The sequence below is a fragment of the Polaromonas sp. 39-63-25 genome, assembly GCF_002278925.1.
GTDB lineage: Bacteria > Pseudomonadota > Gammaproteobacteria > Burkholderiales > Burkholderiaceae_C > Polaromonas.
Genome location: NZ_NCJH01000001.1, coordinates 215,121 through 236,030, shown reverse-complemented (window position 1 = coordinate 236,030; position 20,910 = coordinate 215,121). Strand labels below are relative to the sequence as shown.

Annotated in this window: 20 protein-coding genes; 11 read left to right on the top strand and 9 right to left on the bottom strand. The window is 64.3% G+C overall.

The genetic code is table 11. The annotated features are described in order from the left end of the window. From B7X65_RS01130 to B7X65_RS01120, 3 genes are read left to right on the top strand one after another with little or no spacing between them, the layout of a single operon-like run. Positions 1-783, top strand: a complete 783-nt coding sequence (locus B7X65_RS01130; protein WP_293592155.1) for an alpha/beta fold hydrolase — start codon at positions 1-3, stop codon at positions 781-783. Between the two features lie 21 nt (positions 784-804). After that, positions 805-2,091 carry an acyl-CoA dehydrogenase family protein gene (locus B7X65_RS01125; RefSeq protein ID WP_293592154.1) on the top strand — a complete coding sequence of 429 codons (1,287 nt, stop codon included), beginning with the start codon at positions 805-807 and terminating at the stop codon, positions 2,089-2,091. A gap of 12 nt (positions 2,092-2,103) precedes the next feature. Next, complete coding sequence (locus B7X65_RS01120; protein ID WP_293592153.1) at positions 2,104-3,612, top strand: AMP-binding protein; 1,509 nt, start codon at positions 2,104-2,106, stop codon at positions 3,610-3,612. On the opposite strand, the gene B7X65_RS01115 is transcribed toward B7X65_RS01120, so the two are convergent. Together B7X65_RS01115 and B7X65_RS01110 are read right to left on the bottom strand one after the other, a co-directional pair. Continuing rightward, the gene (locus B7X65_RS01115; RefSeq protein ID WP_293592152.1) at positions 3,587-5,746 is read right to left on the bottom strand and encodes a 3-hydroxyacyl-CoA dehydrogenase NAD-binding domain-containing protein; all 2,160 of its coding nucleotides are present in this window, start codon (positions 5,744-5,746) and stop codon (positions 3,587-3,589) included. The two genes, B7X65_RS01120 and B7X65_RS01115, sit on opposite strands and share 26 nt — an antisense overlap. Before the next feature lie 96 nt (positions 5,747-5,842). Next, positions 5,843-7,048 (bottom strand): acetyl-CoA C-acetyltransferase, encoded by a 1,206-nt coding sequence (locus tag B7X65_RS01110; RefSeq protein ID WP_293592151.1) that lies wholly within the window; start codon positions 7,046-7,048, stop codon positions 5,843-5,845. Positions 7,049-7,230: 182 nt separating this feature from the next. Here B7X65_RS01110 and B7X65_RS01105 point away from each other — a divergent pair, with 182 nt between their 5' ends. After that, entirely contained in the window at positions 7,231-8,400 is a 1,170-nt protein-coding gene (locus tag B7X65_RS01105; protein WP_293592150.1) for an acyl-CoA dehydrogenase family protein, read from the top strand. A gap of 69 nt (positions 8,401-8,469) precedes the next feature. On the opposite strand, the gene B7X65_RS01100 is transcribed toward B7X65_RS01105, so the two are convergent. Continuing rightward, on the bottom strand, positions 8,470-9,495 hold the full coding sequence (locus B7X65_RS01100; RefSeq protein ID WP_293592149.1) for an OmpA family protein: 1,026 nt from the start codon (positions 9,493-9,495) through the stop codon (positions 8,470-8,472). A gap of 298 nt (positions 9,496-9,793) precedes the next feature. Beyond that, on the bottom strand, positions 9,794-9,964 hold the full coding sequence (locus tag B7X65_RS01095) for a hypothetical protein (RefSeq protein ID WP_293592148.1): 171 nt from the start codon (positions 9,962-9,964) through the stop codon (positions 9,794-9,796). A gap of 434 nt (positions 9,965-10,398) precedes the next feature. On the opposite strand from B7X65_RS01095, the gene B7X65_RS01090 reads away from it, so the two are divergent. From B7X65_RS01090 to B7X65_RS01075, 4 genes are all read left to right on the top strand, one after another. Further along, positions 10,399-10,914, top strand: coding sequence for a hypothetical protein (locus B7X65_RS01090; RefSeq protein ID WP_293592147.1), 516 nt, complete (start codon positions 10,399-10,401; stop codon positions 10,912-10,914). 144 nt (positions 10,915-11,058) lie between these two features. Next, on the top strand, positions 11,059-12,237 hold the full coding sequence (locus B7X65_RS01085) for a class I SAM-dependent methyltransferase (RefSeq protein ID WP_293592146.1): 1,179 nt from the start codon (positions 11,059-11,061) through the stop codon (positions 12,235-12,237). 96 nt (positions 12,238-12,333) lie between these two features. Then, positions 12,334-13,062: a glutathione S-transferase gene (locus tag B7X65_RS01080; protein ID WP_293592145.1), complete on the top strand. Its 729-nt coding sequence runs from the start codon at positions 12,334-12,336 to the stop codon at positions 13,060-13,062. A 236-nt stretch (positions 13,063-13,298) separates the two neighbouring features. Continuing rightward, positions 13,299-14,252: a PA2169 family four-helix-bundle protein gene (locus B7X65_RS01075; RefSeq protein WP_293592144.1), complete on the top strand. Its 954-nt coding sequence runs from the start codon at positions 13,299-13,301 to the stop codon at positions 14,250-14,252. 73 nt (positions 14,253-14,325) lie between these two features. Here B7X65_RS01075 and B7X65_RS01070 read toward each other — a convergent pair whose 3' ends face one another. The 5 genes from B7X65_RS01070 to B7X65_RS01050 all read right to left on the bottom strand — a co-directional run bounded on the left by B7X65_RS01070 (position 14,326) and on the right by B7X65_RS01050 (position 19,270). Next, complete coding sequence (locus B7X65_RS01070) at positions 14,326-14,778, bottom strand: hypothetical protein (RefSeq protein ID WP_293592143.1); 453 nt, start codon at positions 14,776-14,778, stop codon at positions 14,326-14,328. Between the two features lie 179 nt (positions 14,779-14,957). Next, positions 14,958-15,311, bottom strand: a complete 354-nt coding sequence (locus tag B7X65_RS01065) for a hypothetical protein (protein ID WP_293592142.1) — start codon at positions 15,309-15,311, stop codon at positions 14,958-14,960. After that, positions 15,301-15,459 carry a hypothetical protein gene (locus tag B7X65_RS01060; RefSeq protein WP_293592141.1) on the bottom strand — a complete coding sequence of 53 codons (159 nt, stop codon included), beginning with the start codon at positions 15,457-15,459 and terminating at the stop codon, positions 15,301-15,303. Before B7X65_RS01060 ends, B7X65_RS01065 begins: the two co-directional genes overlap by 11 nt. Positions 15,460-15,676: 217 nt before the next feature. Further along, the gene (gene ligD, locus B7X65_RS01055; protein WP_293592140.1) at positions 15,677-18,316 is read right to left on the bottom strand and encodes a DNA ligase D; all 2,640 of its coding nucleotides are present in this window, start codon (positions 18,314-18,316) and stop codon (positions 15,677-15,679) included. Between the two features lie 24 nt (positions 18,317-18,340). Further along, positions 18,341-19,270, bottom strand: a complete 930-nt coding sequence (locus tag B7X65_RS01050; RefSeq protein ID WP_293592139.1) for a Ku protein — start codon at positions 19,268-19,270, stop codon at positions 18,341-18,343. Between the two features lie 383 nt (positions 19,271-19,653). Here B7X65_RS01050 and B7X65_RS01045 point away from each other — a divergent pair, with 383 nt between their 5' ends. The 3 genes from B7X65_RS01045 to B7X65_RS01035 all read left to right on the top strand — a co-directional run bounded on the left by B7X65_RS01045 (position 19,654) and on the right by B7X65_RS01035 (position 20,873). Further along, the gene (locus tag B7X65_RS01045) at positions 19,654-20,112 is read left to right on the top strand and encodes a CHRD domain-containing protein (protein WP_293592440.1); all 459 of its coding nucleotides are present in this window, start codon (positions 19,654-19,656) and stop codon (positions 20,110-20,112) included. A 201-nt stretch (positions 20,113-20,313) separates the two neighbouring features. After that, complete coding sequence (locus B7X65_RS01040; RefSeq protein WP_293592138.1) at positions 20,314-20,520, top strand: hypothetical protein; 207 nt, start codon at positions 20,314-20,316, stop codon at positions 20,518-20,520. 59 nt (positions 20,521-20,579) lie between these two features. Further along, a complete protein-coding gene (locus B7X65_RS01035) occupies positions 20,580-20,873 on the top strand; it encodes a hypothetical protein (RefSeq protein WP_293592137.1) in 294 nt (97 codons plus the stop codon). Positions 20,874-20,910: the final 37 nt, after the last annotated feature.

Here is a 20,910-nt window from a genome sequence, read left to right as displayed (position 1 = left end):
ATGGGAATGCCGGCTTATTTTGAGCAGGGGGAGGGCGACACCGCCGTGTTCCTGCTGCACGGCGTGGGTGGCGGCAAGGAAGCCTGGGCGCGCAACCAGCCGGTGTTGGCGAGTGGGGGCTTCAGAACGGTAGCCTGGGACATGCCGGGTTACGGCGCGTCAGCACCCCTGTCGCCCTGCACCAACGCGCTGCTGGCCGATGCCTTGAAAAACCTGATAACCCACGTGGGCGCCAGGCGCAATGTGCTGCTGGGGCACAGCATGGGCGGCATGATTGCGCAGGAACTGGTGGCCCTGCATCCTGCGCTGGTGCACGGCCTGATTCTCTACAGCACCTCGCCGGCTTTCGGCAAGGCCGATGGCGCCTGGCAGCAGCAGTTTTTGCAGAGCCGTTTTGCGCCGCTGGACCAGGGGCTGGGCATGGCGGGCCTGGCCAACCAACTGGTGCCGACCATGTTTGCACCCGGTGCCGAGCCGTCGCGAATCGCCGAAGCCGCCGCGTTGATGGCCCGCGTCCCCGCGGAAAGTTACCGCGCCGCGCTGTCGGCCATCGTGTCCTTCAACCGGCTGGCTGCGCTGGGCAACATCGCCGTGCCCACCCTGTGCCTGGCCGGTGAGCTGGACCTCAACGCGCCGCCCGCCGTGGTCGAAAAAATGGCCAGCCGCATTCCCGGCGCGGCTTACGTCTGCCTGCCGCAGGTGGGCCACATCGCCAACATCGAGCAGCCCGAGCTGTTCAACCACGCTGTCCTGACATTTCTGAAACAACATTTTCTGCCCTGACCCGACCCGAGGAACCGACCCATGTCTGCACTGCCTGTCTCCCCACCTCCTGCCGCCCGCTACCTGCCGCCTTCGATTGCCGGCGACTACACCGAACTCACGCCCAAGCAGACCGAACTGCTGGCCATCGCCGCCCGTCTCGGGCGCGAAAAATTCGCGCCACGCGCTCAGCAGATTGACCGCGATGCGGTCTTCCCCTTCGAGAACTACGCCGACCTGCGCGAAGCCGGCCTGCTTGGCATCTGTGTGCCCGAAGAACACGGCGGCTGGGGCGCCGACTTCGCCACCTATGTGATGACCGCCGCAGAAATTGGCCGGCATTGCGGCGCCACCGCGCTGACCCTGAACATGCATGTGAGCTCCACCATGTGGACCGGCTTCATCGCCGACGACCTCGACATGACGCCCGAGCAGCGTGCCAACCACGAGGCGCACCGCAAGGTGCATTACGAGCGGGTGGTGAAGCAGGGCAAGGTCTACTCGCAGCCGTTTTCCGAAGGTGGTGCCGCAGCCGCCGGCAAGGCGCCTTTCGGCACCCTGGCCCGAAAGGTCGAAGGCGGATACATCGTCAACGGCAAGAAAATTTTTGCCTCGCTGGCTGGTGCGGCTGACTACTACGGCATTTTGTGCACGCTGGACAAGCCAGGTGCGACCCAGCGCGATTCGCTCTACCTGGCAGTTGACAAAAACTCGGACGGTGTCAGTGTGACCGGCGACTGGGACCCGCTGGGCATGCGCGGCACGGTGTCGCGCACACTGGTGTTCCAGGACGTGTTTGTGCCTGAGGTCGAGCGCCTGATTCCCGAAGGCCTGTATGCCCAGGCTGCGCTGCGCTGGCCGCACATGTTTGCGACCCTGTCGCCGACCTACATGGGCATTTGCCAGGCAGCCTACGACTTCACCGTGCAGTACCTGCGCGGCGAGGTTCCCGGCACGCCGCCGGTCAAGCGCCGCATGTACCCGACCAAACAGATCGCGGTCGCGGAAATGAAGGTGCGCCTGGAGCAGACGCGCGCCATCTTTCTGCAGAATGCCCGCGCCGCCCGCGTCGATCCTTCCAAGGAAATCCGTCTCGGGCTGTACGCGGCGCACTACACCATCATGGAAAACGCCAACGAGATCTGCCGCTTGGCGGTGCGCACCTGCGGCGGCCAGTCCATGCTCAAGACCCTGCCGCTGGAGCGCATGTACCGCGATTCGCGTTGCGGCTCGCTGATGCTGCCCTGGACCGCGGAACTCTGCATCGACCGGCTCGGGCGTGAATGCCTTTACGAGGCTGGTGAACAGGACGAACAGGCCGTGCTGTAAGCCGGGATCGGAATGAACCTCGCGCAGATCATAAAGCGGCACGCGCAGTTTTCGCCGCAGCAGGTGGCAATCCATGCGGCGGGGGAAGACGTTACCTATCCCGCCTTGTGGCAGCGTATTGAACGCGCGACCGGGGTGTTGCTGGCTGCCGGTGTGCAGCCGGGCGCCCGGGTGGCCTGGCTGGGCTTCAATGACCCGGCCCTGCTGGTGCTGCTGTTTGCGCTTTCCCGCGTCGGGGCAATTCTGCTGCCGCTCAATTACCGCTTGGCCGCACCCGAACAGGTGGCCATTCTTGGTCATGCGGGGGTGAGCCTGCTGGTCAGCGACAGCGCCCACGCCGGCGCGGCTGCCGCGCTGGCCGCGGTCCAGGGCTGCCGCCTGCTGCCTGCCGCCGGGTTGGCCGCGGATGGCGGCGGCGATGCCGACGCCGGCGTCCTCGCGGGGGAGTACGCCTCGCCGGTGCTGCTGGTCTACACCTCGGGCACCACCGGCCGGCCCAAGGGCGCCTTGCACACGCAATCCGGCCTGATCTGGAACTGCGTGATTTCCGCCCATGCGCATGATCTCACCCAGGCTGACCAGGTGCTGAGTGTGCTGCCGATGTTTCATGTCGGCGGCCTGTGCATCCAGACCCTGCCGGCCCTGCATGCCGGTGCAACCGTGACCCTGCACGCGCGTTTTGACCCTGCGGCCTGGCTGGCCGATGTGGCCAGGCGGCGGCCCACGCTGTCACTGATGGTGCCGGCCACCTTGCGCGCGGTGCTGGACCATGCGGATTTCGCTTCAGCCGATCTTTCATCCTTGCGTTTTCTGGCAGCGGGCTCGTCCACGATTCCGGCCTCAATGATTGCGGCCATCCATGCGCGCGGCGTGCCGCTTGGCCAGGTCTATGGCGCGACCGAAACCGGCCCGGTCTCCATCTACCTGCGCCGTGCCGATGCGATGCAGCACGTCGGTGCGGCGGGCAAGGCCGGGCTGCATGTGGACGTGAAGCTAGTCAACACGCAGGGCGAAACCGTGGCCCCGGGCGAGGTCGGTGAAATCTGCGTACGTGCGCCCAATGTGATGTGTGGCTATTGGGCCGATGACAACAACCCGGCTTTTGCCGATGGCTGGTTTCACACCGGCGACCTGGCGCGCTGCGATGACGCCGGGTTCCACGAGGTGGTGGGACGCTCGAAAGACATGATCATCTCCGGTGGCGAAAACGTCTACCCGGCCGAGATTGAAAACCTGCTGGCCGACTGCCCGCAGATCCTGGAAGCCGCGGTGGTCGGCCAGCCCGATGCGCGCTGGGGAGAGGTGGTGGTTGCCGTCATTGTGAAAGCCCCCGGCGCGGATCTCGACGCGGCGCAGGTGTTGCAACTGTTCGAGGGCCGGCTCGCACGCTTCAAACACCCCAAGCGCATCGTGTTCTGCGAGGCCTTGCCCAAAACCGCGCTGGGCAAGGTGCAGAAAGCCGGCCTGCTGGCCGGCCTCGCAGCGCAATCAACCCTCAATAAACCGGCTGGTGCTTTCTGATCGTGGCCTTGACCTCGTCGCTGAGCGCAAAACCCGGACCGTACTGGGCAGCCAGTTCGCCGGCGCGCTGCACAAAGGCGTCCACGCCCATGCTGTAGATGAACTGCATCGCGCCGCCGGTCCAGGCGGGAAAACCAATGCCGAAGATGGAGCCGATGTTGGCGTCGTGCACGCTGGTCAGCACGTTTTCGCTGAGGCAGCGCGCGGTCTCCACGGCCTGGCGGTACAGCAGCCTGTCTTTCAGGTCGGTGATGGCCCAGGCCGCATCGGGTTTTTCGAACAGGGGCTTGAGTTCAGGCCACAGGGTTTTCTTCGCGCCTTTTTCCTCGGGGTAGTCGTAGAAGCCGGCGCCTGCGGCCCGGCCATTGCGGTCGAACTCCTTGACCATGCGCTCGACGATCAGCTCGCCTGGCGTGGCGATGTAGGTCTTGCCTTCGGCCACGTAGTCGGCGCGGGTCTGGTCCAGCACATGCACGCTCAGTGAGAGCGCGGTTTCGTCGAGCACGGCGAGCGGGCCCACCGGCATGCCGCACTGGATGCCGGCGTTTTCAATTGCTGCCGCGGGAATGCCTTCGCCCAGCATGGCCGCGCCTTCCATCACAAAGGTGCCGAAGGTGCGGCTGGTATAAAAACCGCGCGAGTCGTTGACCACAATCGGAATTTTGCCCAGGGCCTGCACATAGTCAAAGGCACGCGCCACGGTGTCGTCGTCGGTTTGCTTGCCGCGGATGATCTCGACCAGCTTCATCTTGTCCACCGGGCTGAAAAAGTGGATGCCGATGAATTTGTCCGGGTGCGAGCTCGCCGTGGCCAGCCCGCTGATCGGCAGGGTGGAGGTGTTGGACGCAAAAAAGCCGCCAGGTGCCAGCAAGGGCTCCGCTTCCTGCGTGACCTTGGCTTTCAGGTCGCGGCGCTCGAACACGGCTTCGATGATCAGATCGCAGCCGGCGAGGTCGGCCACCTTGTCGGTGGCGCTGATGCGCGCGAGCAGGGCCGCCTGATCGGGCACACTCATGCGGCCCTTGTCCACGCGTGCCTGCGTCAGTTTGGCGCTGTAGGCCTTGCCCGCATCGGCCTTGTCCTGGCTCACATCCCTGAGCACGGTGCTGATGCCGCGGCTGGCCTGGGCGTAGGCAATGCCCGCACCCATCATGCCGGCGCCGAGCAGGCCGACTTTCTGCGGCTTGTAACGCGGGACATCTTTCGGACGCGAGCGGCCCGACTTGATCGCGTTCATGTTGAAGAAGAAGGTGTTGATCATGTTTTTGGCCACCGGGCTCACGATCAGCCGGGCCAGGTAACGCGATTCGATGCGCAGCGCCGTGTCGAAATCGACCTGCGCACCCTCGACCATGGCGGCCAGCGCATATTCGGGGGCCGGGTACAGGCCGCGTGTTTTCTGCTTGAGCACGGCCGGCGCCACGGCCAGCATGCCGGCGATCTTGGGGTTGGCCGGCGTGCCGCCAGGCATCCTGTAGTTCTTGTCGTCCCAGGGGTGGTGCGCCGGCGCGGCGGCGCCATCATGCGTCGCGATCCAGGCCAGCGCCGCAGGGCGCAGCGCGGCGGCATTCGGCACCAGTTCTTGCACCAGGCCAAGCTCCAGCGCTTCATGCGGGTTGAACAGTTTGCTTTCCAGAATATAGGGCTGCGCGCCCATCAGGCCCAGCAGCCGCGTCATCTTGGTGATGCCGCTGGCGCCGGGGATCAGGCCCAGCGTGATTTCAGGCAGGCCGAACTGGATTTTCTTGTCATCGACGGCAATACGGTAATGGCCAACCAGTGCCACTTCCCAGCCGCCGCCCAGCGCCGTGCCATTGAGGCAACTGACCACCGGCTTGCCCAGGGTCTCCAGCGTGCGGAAGTTCTTTTTGGTCTGCTCGATTTCCTGGAACACCGCCGCGGCATCCGATGCCTTCAGGCGCATCGTGGCCTTGAGATCGGCGCCGGCAAAGAAGGTGCTTTTGTTGGACGCCAGCACGATGCCGCGAATCGCGTCCTTGTCCTTGACCACCTGTGCAGTGGCTTCGGTCAGGTCTTTCTGCCACTGGGCACACATGGTGTTGACCGGTGAGCCTTCCTCGTCGAAGGTGAGGGTGGCAATGCCGTCGGTCAGTTCGTACTTGATTGTTTTCATCTGTTTGTCATTGCGGGCTCGACCCGCAATCCATGTTGGGTGAATGTCATATGTCGGCGGGCTGTGGATGCCGGGTCAAGCCCGGCATGACAGGGTTTAAATGGCTTCCACAATCGTTGCAATGCCCATGCCGCCGCCCACACACAGCGTGGCCAGGCCGTAACGCAGCTTGCGCCTGTGCAGCTCGTCGATCAGGGTGCCCAAAATCATCGCGCCGGTTGCGCCCAGCGGGTGGCCCATGGCGATCGCGCCGCCGTTGACGTTGACCTTGTCGTGCGGCACCTTCATCTCTTTCATGAAACGCATCACCACCGCGGCAAAGGCTTCGTTGACTTCAAACAGGTCGATCTGGTCTACGCCCAAGCCGGCCTTGGCCAGCGCCTTGCGAGCCGCCGGCATGGGGCCGGTCAGCATGATGGTCGGGTCGGCGCCGCTGAGGGCCGCCGCAACAATACGCGCGCGCGGCGTGAGGCCATGGATTTTTCCGGCGGCTTCGGAGCCGACCAGCACCGCCGCTGCGCCGTCCACGATGCCCGACGAGTTGCCGGCGTGGTGCACATGGTGGATGCGCTCGACCTGCGGGTAGCGGGTCAGGGCGACCTGGTCGAAACCCATGGCGCCCATCTGTTCAAAAGCCGGCCGCAGCGAGGCCAGGCCTTCCAGCGTGGTGTGCGGCTTGATGAACTCGTCCTGCGCCAGGATGGTCTGGTCGAGGAAGTCCTTTACCGGCACGACCGAGCGGTCGAAATGGCCGGCCGCCCGGGCCTGGGCCGCGCGCTTCTGACTCTCCAGCGCAAAAGCGTCGACATCGGCGCGGCTGAAACCTTCAATCGTGGCGATCAGGTCGGCCCCAACCCCTTGCGGCACAAAACCGGTGGCACTGTTGGTCTCCGGGTCCTGGGCCCAGGCGCCGCCGTCCGAACCGATGGGCACGCGGCTCATGCTTTCGACGCCACCGGCCACCACCAGCTCTTCCCAACCCGAACGTACCTTCTGCGCGGCCAGGTTGACGGCTTCCAGGCCGGAGGCGCAAAAACGGTTGATCTGCACGCCAGAGGCGCGGAAGTCCCAGCCGGCTTTGAGCGCAGCCACCTTGGCGATGACGGAGCCCTGTTCGCCAATCGGCGAGACCACACCCATCACCACGTCATCGACTTGCGCGGTGTCAAAGTTGTTGCGGCGCTGCAGCTCGGTCAGCACACCGGCCAGCAGGTTGACCGGCTTGACCTCGTACAGGCTGCCGTCCTTTTTGCCTTTGCCACGGGGGGTGCGGATGGCGTCGTAAATGAATGCTTCGGTCATGGGGTGCTCCTGCTGAATGGGGGGAGGGCAGTGCCGGCAAGGGGAGGTGCCGGTTTCTGCGCCGAAAAGCCGCAGGAACGAGTATATTCATTTCACCAAGCAAATGCTTTGCATAAATATGGCCCCCACGCTCAGCCCTCCATCTGCTTTTTACTCTTTGACTTCTTCCAACAGGTGACCCCATGATCGAACGCACACTTTTCAGCAGCGACCACGAGGCCTTTCGAGACAGCTTTCGCCGCTTCATGGACAAGGAAATTGCACCTTTCCACGCGTTATGGGAGGAACAGGGTTATGTGGACCGCGCGGTCTGGAACAAGGCCGGGGAGAACGGCTTCCTGTGCATGACCATGCCCGAGGAATACGGCGGCGCTGGCGCCGACAAGCTGTATTCCGTGGTGCAGATGGAAGAGCTAAGCACCGCGGGCTTTTCCGGCATCGGTTACGGCCTGCACAGCGAGATTGTGGCGCCCTACATCCTGCATTACGGCACCGAGGCGCAGAAGAAAAAATACCTGCCCAAACTTGCCAGCGGCGAGATGGTGGGCGCCATCGCCATGAGCGAGCCGTCGGCCGGCTCCGACCTGCAGGGCGTCAAGTCCACGGCCCTCCAGCAGGCCGACGGCAGCTTCCTGCTCAATGGCAGCAAGACCTTCATCACCAACGGCTGGCATGCCGACCTGGTGGTTGTGGTGGCCAAGACCAACCCCGCGGCCGGCGCCAAGGGCACCAGCTTACTGCTGGTCGAGCGCGGCATGCCGGGTTTTGCGGTAGGCAAACGCCTGAAGAAGCTGGGCCTGAAGGCGCAGGACACCTCGGAGCTGTTTTTTGACAATGTGCGTGTTCCCGCGGAAAACCTGCTGGGTGGTACCGCCCAGGAAAACCGTGGCTTCATCTGCCTGATGGAACAACTGCCCTGGGAGCGGCTGCAGATCGCGATCGGTGCGGTCGCTGCGGCGCAGGCGGCGATCGGCTGGACGGTCGACTATGTGAAGGAACGCAAGGTCTTCGGCCAGCCGGTGGCCAGTTACCAGAACACGCGTTACACCCTGGCCGAGCTGCAGACCGAAGTGCAGGTGGCACGCGTGTTTGTGGACAAATGCACCGAGTTGCTCGCCGATGACAAGCTCGATACCGCGACGGCCAGCATGGCCAAGTACTGGTGCTCGGACCTGCAGTGCAAGGTGATGGACGAGTGTGTGCAGCTTTTCGGCGGCTACGGCTACATGTGGGAGTACCCGATCACCCGTGCCTATGCCGACGCACGCGTGCAGCGCATCTACGGCGGCACCAACGAAATCATGAAGGAAGTGATCACCCGAGCCATGGGCCTGGGCGCCAAGCCGTCCTGATGACGGCAACGGGACAAAAAAAAGGGCTCCGGGAGAATCCCGGAACCCTTTTCCTGTGGTCAGGCCCGCTTAATTGACGCGGCGCTCGATGACGATTTCCTCGACTTCAACACGGCGGTTGGGTGCCAGGCAATTGATCAGGTCCGTGCGTTTGCGGTCATTGCAGGTGACGACCGGGTTGGCTTCGCCCTTGCCGACGGCTGTCAGGCGATTGGCCGCCACGCCCTTGCTGGTCAGGTAGTTCCGCACGGCTTCGGCGCGCTGCTGCGACAGCTTCTGGTTGTAGGCGTCCGAACCCAGACGGTCGGTGTAGCCGGTCACGGTGACATTGCCACTGTATTGGCCGGCCCCCAGGACCTGTGCAATCTCGTCGAGCTTGGTCTGCGGCATGCGCAACTGGGCGCTGTCGAAGGCAAACAGTTCGGTGGCCGACAGGGTCACACGCTCAAAGCGTGCCGGCGCGGCGGCCGGCGGTGGAGGCGGGGGTGCCATGACAGGCGCCGGTGCCGGCGGTGGTGTGTACTGCGCCACCTGGGTGCGCACTGGCTTGTCGAAGTAGTAGCTCAGGCCGAAGTTCAGCGAATTGGTCGTGAGGTGGTCGGCGCCGAAGGTGTTGTGGCGAACGTAAGCGCGGCTGCGGCGCAGGTCGGCCTGCATGAACCACTGCTCGGACAGGGCCACCTGGAAGCCGGCGCCCAAGCTCAGGTAAGGCGAGGTGGCACTGGCTGTGGGCAGTTTGTCGCGCTGCGCGCCAATTCCGGCGAGCAGGAAGGGGCGGAAGTTGCTGCGGTTGAACATGTACAGGGCATCGACGCCCAGTGTGGCCTGCTCGTAACGGATGCCGTTCTCGGTCGACCGGCCCAGCGTGCCGCCCCCCTGGATGTCCCATGACGGCGACACCGCTTTACCGAGGCGCAGGCCCAGCGCATTGAAATTCTTGCCGCCGTTGAATCGGTCATCAGGATCCACCACGCTGATGCTGGGCATGATGTAGGTTGACGGGTTGTCAACCATCTGGGCCATCAGCAATGCCGGGCTCATGCAGGCAAGCGCGGCTGCGGCGGCAGAAAAGGTTCTGATGTGGGTGAGTTTCATGGCGTGTCCTTCAAACAAGAGCCGATGCGTTGATAGGGGAGGGATGGCATCGCGGCCCATTGGCGCCGCGATGGTCAAGCATTGGGCCGTGGGTGGGGGTGCCGTATCGGTGCAGCCCGCATGAAGCTGTGGGACAGCGCCTACTGTTGCGTCATGACTGTGTCGGCCTCTTGCCCGCAGGGGCATAAAAAAGCCCCGCTCGAAGCGGGGCGTGACAGGCACGATGGGCGCCCCTGTGATGGCGCCGTGGCGGAAGGCCCGCCAGCATTGCCAGCTCAATTCGCCAACAGGTTTTTCATCAAGAGGGATCCTTGCTGCGGGTGCGGCCCACAGCGCTGAAGATGCCTATGCCCAGAATCACGAGCGCTCCGATGCCAATGTAGACAGGGGGGACGCCGGCTTCGAACGCCCCCCAGACCAGACCACCCATAAAAATTGCGAAACCGACCATATAAAGCGCAAAAGACATTGCTTCCTCCAGAAGTTGATGGGCAAGTATCTGCAAGGACGCTCGCCCCACCTATCGGGCGCAGGCTTTTTGCCATGTCGGAGAAAACCGACGGCTGGCGACGCGCGGTGCTAAACCAGAAGTTTTACTGAAATGCAGGTTTTGACGCCTTAGGACCTGTTTCCTGACATTTGTCACAGCCGCGTACCGTCAGATTACCGTGTATCAGAAGATGACAAGCTGTAACTAAAAGCATACGATGCTTATGTTGTCAAGGGCGGCTTCCCCCCAGAAAAGCCCTCATGACAACACCATAGGCAACATAACTAGATTGACAACAGGGTTGGCACACGTCATTCAACATTCAGCACGCCATGTCGTTCTTCCAAAACTTATTCTCTTCCTCGCAGGGCCACAAGGAAGGCGGTTCGGGACCGGAGACTGGCCCCGTCAAAATGAATCTCGACGAACGCATGGCGTTTCGCCGCGAGATGCTTTTTGATTCGGTCAAGGCCACCATGGAAAGCCGGGGCATCCTCAGTGCAAGCTACCGCTTCAAGGTCGTACGCGCCGACAAGCGCGGTCACAGCTTCGTCGTGATGGTGGACTTGTCCACCGATTTCATGGAAAGCGAGCAGGGGCAGCAAAAAAACCTGGCTGCGTTGGGCGCCGTCATCGGAAAAAACGCACTGGCCCGTTATGGCCTGGGCGTGCCGGCTGTGTACTGGCGGGTCAACGAGGAGCTCAAGGGCTTCGATCCCCAGCGCGCCGAAGCCACCGCCGCGCCGGACGCCATCAGCCCCGAGGCGATGCGGGCCTCGAACCTGCGTCGCTACGAACGCGCGACGGCGCAGGAGCTGGCGGCTTTTGAGTCTGCCTGGCAAAACAGCAGTGAGATGGCCATCGGTGACCGCACCTACTCGTCCGACCTTGCGCCGCTGACCGGCGGCGACAGCAAGGACAGTCGCTAAGCCTCTGTAAGGGCGTGCTTGCTGCACAGCGCGGGATAATGGCGGTCTGTTCACCGACCGGGTTTGTCCGATGCCTTTTTTCTTCCTGCGTTTGCCAGCCCGGGCAAAAGCCCCCACCTCCGTTCTTTCATCGAAAGCCCCCGCATGAGCGAGCCGGCCCGCATCCATTGGGTCGAGGAGGCCCAAGCCCGCTCAGCCCGCTGGCGTTCCGAAAGCGGGGCGGCGCCACCCAGACGGGTGCAGGTGGCCGACGACACCCTGACCGCGGACGCGGCGTTTCGCCTGGCCAGCGAGGGCACGGCCATTTTGTGGCGTGGGGATTTCCAGAATGCGCGGCAATTGCTGCAGGCCCTGGCCAGGCGCATCGACAAGCCCAAAAAGATCAAGAAAGCCAAGGCCAGGGCTGAGGCAGCCGCGGTCTCTCCGCTCGACGCCTTCAACCAGCACCGCCAGGCCCAGTCGCAGCGTGCGCGCACGCTGGCCATGCTGGTGCTCGAGTTCGATGGGGCGCATCACATCAGCCTGCGGCGGGCGCCGGATGTCGCGCAGGCCTGCAGCGAAGCGTATGGCCCGGGCGACGCGGCGCAGGGCAGCTATGTGGCCTCATTGCGCGAACTGCTGGGCCTGATCGGCGCGCACGAATGGCGCAAGAAAGGGGTGGAGATCGCCGCGCTGGGCGGAGCGCGCATTCACCCGCACTACGGCGTGTTTGCGCCGGTGCGCGGCGAGTACCTGAGCCTGGTGGCCGAGACACCCTTGCCGCCGGCCGCCCTCACCAACAGCCTGGCCTTTGACATCGGGACCGGCACCGGCGTGCTGGCGGCGATCCTGGCGCGCCGCGGTGTGCAGCAGGTGATCGCGACCGATCAGGACCCGCGCGCGCTGACATGCGCCCGGGAAAACCTGGCACGGCTGGCCCTGGCCGGGCGCATCACGCTGCAGGAAGCCAACCTGTTTCCCGACGGCCGCGCGCCGCTGATCGTCTGCAATCCGCCCTGGGTGCCGGCGCGTCCCAGCTCGCCGGTCGAGCATGCGGTGTACGACCCGGAGAGCCGCATGTTGCGCGGTTTCCTGCAGGGGCTGGCCGCGCATCTGGCGCCGGGCGGGGAAGGCTGGCTGATCCTGTCGGATCTGGCCGAACACCTGGGTCTGCGCTCGCGCAGCGAGCTGTTGGACTGGATCGCCGCGGCGGGGCTGCAGGTGCTGTCACGTGTAGACGTGAAGCCGCAGCATCCGAAAGCCGCCGATGCCAGCGATGCCCTGCATGTCGCCAGGGCGGCGGAGGTCACCTCGCTCTGGCGGCTGGCTGCGAAGGCGGATTGAACGTGATTTGCTATGAATTGAATAGCTGCCAGCGCCCATGGGTAAAGGGCTAAAGCCTGTTTTTTCATGAATGCCTGGTGATACAAGGAGACCTCCATGCCTTATGAGTTGCACTACTGGCCCACCATCCAGGGCCGCGGCGAGTTTGTCCGGCTGGCGCTGGAGGCGGCCGGCGCCGACTACGTGGACGTGGCGCGCGGTCCCGAAAGCCGGGGGCAGGGCGTCGCCGCCATGATGCATTACCTCGACAGCCCGCAGGTCGTGCACCCGCCGTTTGCGCCGCCCTTTCTGGTGGACGGCAAGGCCGTCATCGGCCAGACCGCGGCGATCCTGCTCTACCTCGGCCCGCGCCTGGGTCTGGTGGCCAAAAATGAATTGCAGCGTTTGTGGACACACCAGCTGCAGCTGACGATTGCCGACGCGGTGATGGAAGCCCACGACACCCATCACCCGATCTCCACCGGCCTGTATTACGAAGACCAGAAAAAAGAGGCCGTGCGGCGGGCCAAGGCTTTTCGTGAAGAGCGCATTCCGAAATTTTTCGCCTGGTTCGAAAGCGTGCTGGCGCGCAACCCCGGTAGCAGCGCCTGCCTGGTGGGCGCACGCCTGAGTTACGCCGATCTGTCGCTGTTCCAGCTGGTGGCCGGCCTGTTGTACGCTTTTCCGCTGGCCACCGGGCGCGCCCTGCAGCAAGCCCCGCTGGTGGCCGGCCTGCACGCGCGGGTGGCGCAACACCGGCGCGTGGCCGCCTACCTCGCCAGCGAGCGACGCATCCCCTTCAACGAAGAAGGCATTTTCCGGCGTTACCCCGAGCTGGCTGGCTGAGCCTGGTGTCCGACTGAACCTGGTGCCGGCGCATGCGGCGCGGCATCTTCTGCAGGGCGCCCTGCACGGCGTCCTCTCCTACAGGCCGGGTTGTCCTCGCCTGACCGCGAGCCCCTGAAGCGCGTACCACGATGGCCTCCTGAACTGAAAAACTGCGATCGCAAGACACCCGGCATCACCGGCGCAGTTTCCAGTCCACAAACGGACCATCCCATTACCCCTGAAGGAGCTTCACCATGTCACTTGACGAACACGACAAGAACCTGAATCTGGACCCGATCACTGACGCACCGGGCGCCCACCCGGTGGGTACCGGCGTGGGTGCCGCCCTGGGCGGCGCTGCCGCCGGAGCGGCCGTCGGCGCATTGGGCGGGCCGGTGGGCGCTGCGGCCGGAGCGGTTGTTGGCGCGGTGGCCGGCGGACTGGGCGGCAAGGCGGTGGCCGAAGCCATCAACCCCACCGCTGAAGAAGCCTACTGGCGCGAGCAGTACACCCGGGAGGCCTACTACGATGCAAGCCGCAGCTATGACGACTATGCACCGGCCTACCGCCTGGGCCTGTACGGGCGCAGCAACTACACCGGTACGTTTGACGATGCGCAAAGCGACCTGGCCGTGCATTGGGACAACCGCAAAGAGCGCTCGACCTTGAGCTGGCCCGAAGCCGAGGCGGCCAGCCGCGCCGCCTGGGCGCGGGTGGACGACCAGCTCTCATCGCGCACGCTGACTGGCGAGATCGCCGACAACGACGACGTGATCGACACGCTCAACGAGTTGCTGGAGTCCTGCCGCGACGGTGAATACGGTTTCACCGAATGCGCCGAACACGTGAAGGCGCAGGACCTCAAAACCCTGCTGCGGCGTCATGCCGACGAATGCCGCGGTGCGGCTGCCGAGCTGTCCGGGCAGATCCGCCAGCTGGGCGGCGAGCCCGAAGAAGGCGGTACGACCAGCGGTGCCATGCATCGCGGCTGGGTGTCGGTGCGCGGCACGCTCAGCGGTTACACCGATCTGGCCATGCTGGACGAATGCGAGCGCGGCGAGGACGCGGCAAAGGCCCGCTACCGCAATGCCCTCAAGGAAAATCTTCCCCCGGCGATCAGGACCCTGGTGGAGCGCCAGGCCCAGGGCGTGCAGCGCAACCACGACCAGGTCAAGGCCCTGCGTGATGCGCTGAAGACGGCTTCCTGATCGGTCGTTTCACCCACAAAAAAGCTGGCACAAGTGCCAGCTTTTTTTTGTGTCATGACAGCGGGGTCAGGTATCAGTCACGGTTACCGTGGCCTTTGCCGTTCCCGTTCCCGTTGCCGTGCCGTTTGTCATTGTGTTTGTCGCGCTTGTCGTACTTCTCGTACTTCTCGTACTTGTCCTTTTTGTCCTTTTTATCCTTGACGTACACATAGTTGGCATCGCGCACCCAAGTGCCCGGCTGGCGGTGATAACCGTCGCCGCGTTGCTCCCAGCGGTCCGGCGCCCAGCGGTAGCCGTCGCGCTTCTGGATGGCGCGACCGCGTACCCAGACATGGCGCTCGCCGGTCCAGGCCCAGTAGCCCGGTGCCCAGACCTGCGCGGGTGCAAGCACGGGGACGGCCTCGTACTGCGGCTGGGGTGGTGCCAGGTTGATGTTGATGCTGACCTGTGCGATGGCCGGTGCAGCAGCCGCACCGGCCAGCACGATGGCAAGCATGATTTTTTTGAGCGAGTGGTTGACGATCATGAAGATCTCCTTGGGTTGTTGATGCGAGTGTGGCGGGGTGCCTGCAGCGCCATACCGCACGACGCGTAAAGTTGCGTCTGCTGCGGATGCGAAGGTGTAAAGCTTTGTCCGAGGCCTGGAGTTGCTATTGATTCAATAGCTGTTTGCGCAGGCCGGATGAGGGCTGGAGCGTGATTTGTCTAGTTCTTCAGCCTGCTGCCGCAGTCCACCTGGGCGTTGAGTGCGACGCCCCCGGCGCCATAACTGCTGTCGGTCACCTTGCAGCTCGAGGCCTTTTCAATGGCCCGGACCAGGTTGGCCTTTTTCTGGGGGCCATCAGGCAGGTGGCGCGGCGCCTGCGCCGACCAGGTGCTGGCCGTGATCTGCTCGACCCGGTAGGCATGACCGTCGAGCTGCACGGTCTGCGGCGGTGACTCCAGCTGGGAGCCCGGCGCCACACATGCGGACAACAGGGCGGCCAGGCCGGCCAAAGCCACACCGGCTAAAGATCGGCGCCAGGGATGGCAGGGCGCAGAAGGAGTGTCAGATTTCAAAGGAGTAACTCTGGGGGGTGTTCATGATGTTCAGGGCCGCCTTGGGCTCGGGCACCAGCGAGGGTTTGTCGGGCACCTTCGACTGCGGGCACCCGGTGAGCAGGGTCAGTGCAAAAAGTACAGGCAGTGCCGTCAAAAAATGCTTCATGGCGTGTTCCCGAAAAAATCATCGAGTGTCCAGACCGCCGGCCGCGCAGAGTGCAAGCTGCAAGCCGCCGGAACTTGGCATGAAGATACGCCGGGATCAGTCGCGCGCGAAGCCGGTTGCAACCCAAGCGCCTGTCAGGAAGGCGCGCGTGAGCTTGTCAAGGCGGTCCTACACCGCGGCATCGGCCTTCGTCGGCCCTTGTCGGTTTTTGCAGCTTTTAGGCAGATGCCCGCGCCCGAGAGGGCTTCGGTGATGCGACCGGTTTGTCCGCCTTGAAGCCGAGCGCTTTCATGGCGGCGGGCAGGGTGCAACGGGCTTGTTCGTAGCCCTCCCAAGGCGAGTTGCCGGTGGCCACACGATCGGCGATGTTGGCCGCCGTCCAGTGCGCCGGGCCGCTCAGGCTGTCCAGCTCGTCCCAGCCGACCGGTACCGACACACCGAGTCCGGGCCGGGCCCGCAGCGACCAGGCACAGACCGTGGTGGCGCCGAAACCGTTGCGCAGGTAGTCGGGGAAAATTTTCCCGACGCGGTTGCGCGGCCCGCTTTTGGCCACAAAACGCTCGGGGATCACCGCGGACAGATGCCGCACGATGGCCTGCGAGAAATCCTTGACCGTGTCCCAGCTGAAGGCCGGTTTCAGCGGCACCACCACATGCAGGCCCTTGCCGCCGCTGGTCTTGAGAAACGCCGGCAGGCCGAGTTCCTTCAGTAGCGCATGGACCAGTTGGGCCGCCTCGCGGATCTGCGCCCACGACACACCTTCACCCGGGTCCAGGTCAAAGGTCATGCGATCGGGTTTGGTCATGGACCGGGTGGTGGCATTCCAGGTGTGGAACTCCATGACATTGAGCTGGGAGGCGGCCAGCAGCACCTTCGCCGTGGTGATTTCCAGCAAGGGCGCATGGCCGGGGTCCAGCGCCGGGTCCAGCAGCTTGAGGCCGGGGATGGCCGTCGCCTCGGCGTGTTTCTGGAAGAACAGCTCGCCCTGGACACCGTCCGGCGCCCGCACCAGCGCCACCGGCCTGGCCCGCAAATGCGGCAGGATCAGCGGTGCCACCAGCGCGTAGTAGTGCACCAGGTCGAGTTTGGTCATACCGGTGTCCGGGTCCACCACGCGTTCGGGATGGGTGACGCGCAGCGTGCCGGTGTCCGCGGCCGGGCGGGTTGTGCTGCGGTTTTTGGCGGCTGCGGTGCCTGGCGCTGCCGCAGGTTTTTTGTTCGTGGGCATGAGGTCCTCAATGGGCTGCGCCGACTCGCGGGTAACCTTGCGCGCGTCCTTGTCGGTGCGCAGACCCTGGAACACGGCGTGGCGGATGCGCCCGGTGTGCGTCCATTGTGCAAAAACGACCTCGGCCAGCAGCACCGGTTGGACCCAGTGGCCCTTGACCGAGGCGGGCAGTCCGGCAAAAGCAGGGCGGGGCGTCGCCAGCGCAGCCAGCTTGCCCTGCAGCTTTTGCAGGGTTTTGTCGTCAAACCCGGTGCCCACGTTGCCTGCATAACGCAGGGCGCCCTGGTCGTCATACACACCCAGCATCAGGGCGCCCAGGCCGGTGCGGGAGCCCTTGGGATCGGTGTAGCCGCCAATCACAAACTCCTGGCGCAGCTGTGTCTTGAGCTTGATCCAGCTCGGCGAGCGGCGCGACACATAGGGCGATGACGCCCGTTTGCCGATCACACCCTCCAGCCCCAGACTGCGTGCAGCGTCGAGCAGGTCCTGCGTGCCGGCCTCAAAGGTCTCGCTGAAACGGATCGCGCCCGGCGCTGCCGCCTGCACCAGCGCCCGCAGGATGTTGCGCCGCTCGAGCAGCGGCAGCGGCCGCAGGTCGTAGCCTTCATAAAACGGCAGGTCGAAAACGTAATAGACGATCTGCGCGGTGCTGCCGCTGTCAAAAGCGTTTTGCAGCGCGCCGAAGTCAGGCACGCCCTTCTTGCCATGCACCACGATTTCACCGTCCAGCCAGCCGGAGCGCAGGCCCAGCCGAGACAGGGCTTCCACCAGTGCCGGCAGCCTGGCGGTCCAGTCGTGCCCGTTGCGCGTGAAGCAGCGGATGGAGGGGCCTTCCACGCGTGTCAGCAGGCGGTAGCCGTCGAACTTGATCTCGTACACCCAGTCCTGGCTGTCACTCGGCAATTGGGTGACCAGCGTCGCCAGCTCAGGGGCCAGCGTTTGCGGCAGGTCGTCCTTGATGGCGCCCTGCGGCAGGCGGGGTTTCGCGGAGGTTTTTTTGCTGGCGGCAGCGCTGCCGGTGGAGGCGGCTTTGGCTGCAGCCTTTTTGGCGGCCGCTCTTTTGCGTGGCGTCAGCGGCGTGCCGGTGATCACGCTGTCGGGCAGTGCCTGCAACACGTCGTACTCGGCGGCCGGCCGGGCCGCGTCGTCCTTGTCCTTGATCAGCAGCCAGGGCGGCTGGCGCTCCCCACTTTTGCCATGCATGCGCACCAGTGACCAGTGACCCCGGAGTTTTTCGCCCTCCAACTCGAACTTGAGTTTGCCGTTCTGAAGCCCCGCGACCGGGTCGCCGGCAGGCAGCCAGGTGCCGCGATCCCAGACGATGACATTGCCTGCGCCGTACTGTTTGTCGGGAATAGTGCCCTCGAAGCTGGCGTACGAGAGCGGATGGTCTTCCACCTGCACCGCCATGCGTTTGACGCCGGGGTCCAGGCTGGGACCTTTGGGGACGGCCCAGCTTTTCAGCGTGCCTTCGAGTTCAAGCCGGAAGTCGTAGTGCAACTGGCTCGCGTCATGTTTCTGGACCACGAAGCTGCGGGCCTGGGAGCGTGTGCCTCCTGTGACCGGCTCCGGTGTGTGTTTGAAGTCGCGCTTGGCGCGGTAGGCCTGGAGTGGGTCATCGGCAGCCATGGATGTGTGTGGCCGGCTTCGGGTTCAGGCGGCGCGGCGCCGGCTCGCGGCGCCGGTTTTGGCGGCCGGCTTGCGGGCCGGCGCGGTGCTTGCGGGTTTGGCCGATGTTTTTGCCGGTGTTTTGGCCGTGGTCTTGCCGGCTGTGCCGCCCTTGTGATGCAGGCTGCGCTGCAGCAGCTCGGTCAGGTCGATGATTTTTGCGCCCCCAGTGCCTGTTGATGCATCAGAAGCTTCCGGTTGCTCGACGGTTTCGACCTTGCCTTGCTTCACCTTCTGCTGGACCAGGGCCGTGATGGCATCGGTGAACGAATCCTTGAACTGCTCCGGCTTCCAGGTGTCGGTCATGTCGTCAACCAGTTGCCGGGCCATGGACAACTCCTTCTCGGACAGGCCGGCCGCCTTGGCGCCTTCTGGCGGCAAGTCCAGCTCGTCCCAGCCGCGGATATCAGTGCCCCAGCGCAGCAGGTTCAAAATCAGCCCGGGCCCGGACGGCACCAGCACGGCCAGATGCTGCTTGGTCTGTATCACCACCCGGGCAATGCCGACCCTGCCGGTCTTGAGCAGGGTGTCGCGCAGCAGCGCGTAGACCTTTTTGCCCTTGTTGATGGGCGCAATGTAGTAGGGGCGTTCCAGGTAGACAAAAGGGATGTCGGTGTTGGCGACAAAACTCTCGATCTCTATCGTCTGGGTGGTCCTGGGAAAGGCCGCCGAGATCTCTTCGTCGCTCAGCACCACGTATTGGCCGTCCTCGTACTGCACGCCCCGGACGATGTGTTCCTTGGTGATCTCCTTCCCGGTCTTCTTGTTGATGCGTTTGTACCCCACCGGGTCCATGCTGCGTTTGTCCAGCCAGTCGAAGTCGACCCCGTTGTCGGCGGTCGCAGAATGCAGTGACACCGGAATGTGCACCAGGCCAAAACTGATGGCTCCTTTCCACAAGGCGCGTGAAGCCATGGCTATCGCCTCCTGCTGCTGCCGGGCTTGCCCGGAAGGTGCTGATGCCTGCTTGCCATGCTGAACTCTCCATTACGCGGGTGACCCAGTGTCTGACCTTAATCCGCAGGGGCGGCAGGGCGCTGTCGGCAGCCGTCCGTTGCTGCCGTAGGACGACGGCGCAGGCCCGCAGCGGTCGGTGGATGTGCCTGATGTGCTATGGAATTTATAGCTATCTGCGCTCGTACCTGTTGGGCTGGGGCGCTTTTTTGTTCATCGTTTCAGAAAATGATCGTGCAAAGGCGACACCTGGCCCGCGGTTTGGATCAAGCCGGCGTCCTACAGCGCCCTCTGCCGCCCAGTCCTAAGATGGAAATTTCGTCCTTCCACTGGAGACAAGCATGATGATTCCCCGTCGCCGCGCATTTCGTTCCACCCTCGCGGCCACAGCCGCGGTGGTTCTGGTTTCCGGTTGCAGCATGATGCCGTCGTCGCAGTCCAACCTGCTTGCATTCACGACGCAACTGCGCGGCGCCAACGAGGTGCCGCCGGTGGCCTCCAACGCCAGCGGCCAGGTGGATGCGGTGTTGAACAAGGACACCAAGCTGTTGCGCTGGCAACTGAGCTACACGGGTTTGAGCGGCCCTGCAACCGCAGGCCACTTTCACGGCCCGGCCGCAGTGGGCGCCAATGCAGGCGCGGCCCTGCCTTTCACCGGCCCCATCACCAGCCCGATGTCCGGCCAGGCCACGCTGACACCGGCCCAGGTTGCCGACCTGATGGCTGGCAAGTGGTACGCCAACATCCACACCGCCAGGTTTCCGGGTGGTGAAATTCGCGGGCAAATGACCGCCCGCCCTTGATCTACGGGCGGCGCATCGCCTTGACCCAGGCGGGCAGGGCGGGCGGCCTTTTCTCTTTACGCCCTGAAGACCGGCAGAAGGGTCCGACTGTCCTACAGGCAGCGGACCTTCGCGCTGACGGGCTTGCGCGTCACCCGGCAGTAGGCTGGGCAAGGAACCTCAATACCGCTGCCAGCCAGCGGGCAACAAAGGAGAGCAGTCATGAACCATCATCCCGCCCTGTCCGGCCACAAGCCGACGCAAAACACCCCCAAGGGGCCCCAGCCAGCCAGTGGCAGTCAGCAGGCCCTGGCCGAAAAAGCCGCCAACAGCCCGGCCAGCGTGAAGGCACGCATTGAATCGACCAACATGCCCGACAAGCCGCCGCTGGATCACCAGCACACGCCCAACAGTTCGGGCCGGAAATAAAACGCCAGCCCTGTCAGCCTCGCCATCTATTCATTTATTCAGTCATTCAAGGACGCACCATGACCAGAAAACTCTCCGCTTTTGTTGTTTCAGCCCTGCTGCTTGTCAGTGGCTCCGCCGTTCTGGCCCAGCCTGTGGCCATGGAGGAACGGCTGCTCGAACGCGGCGCCGTCGCCGACAGCACGCCGCAGCAGAAATACCGCACCGCCATCAATGAAGCCGGTGGTGGCTACAAGCTTTACCTCGAGGAATGCAGCAAGATGGCTGCCGCCGAACGCACAGCCTGCCGGCGCGAGGCCAAGGCGCTTTACGACCGCGACATGGCCGCTGCGCGCCAGCTGTTGCGCAAGTAAAAAGTACAGGAAGGGTGGGGCGCCGCAACGGTGCCCC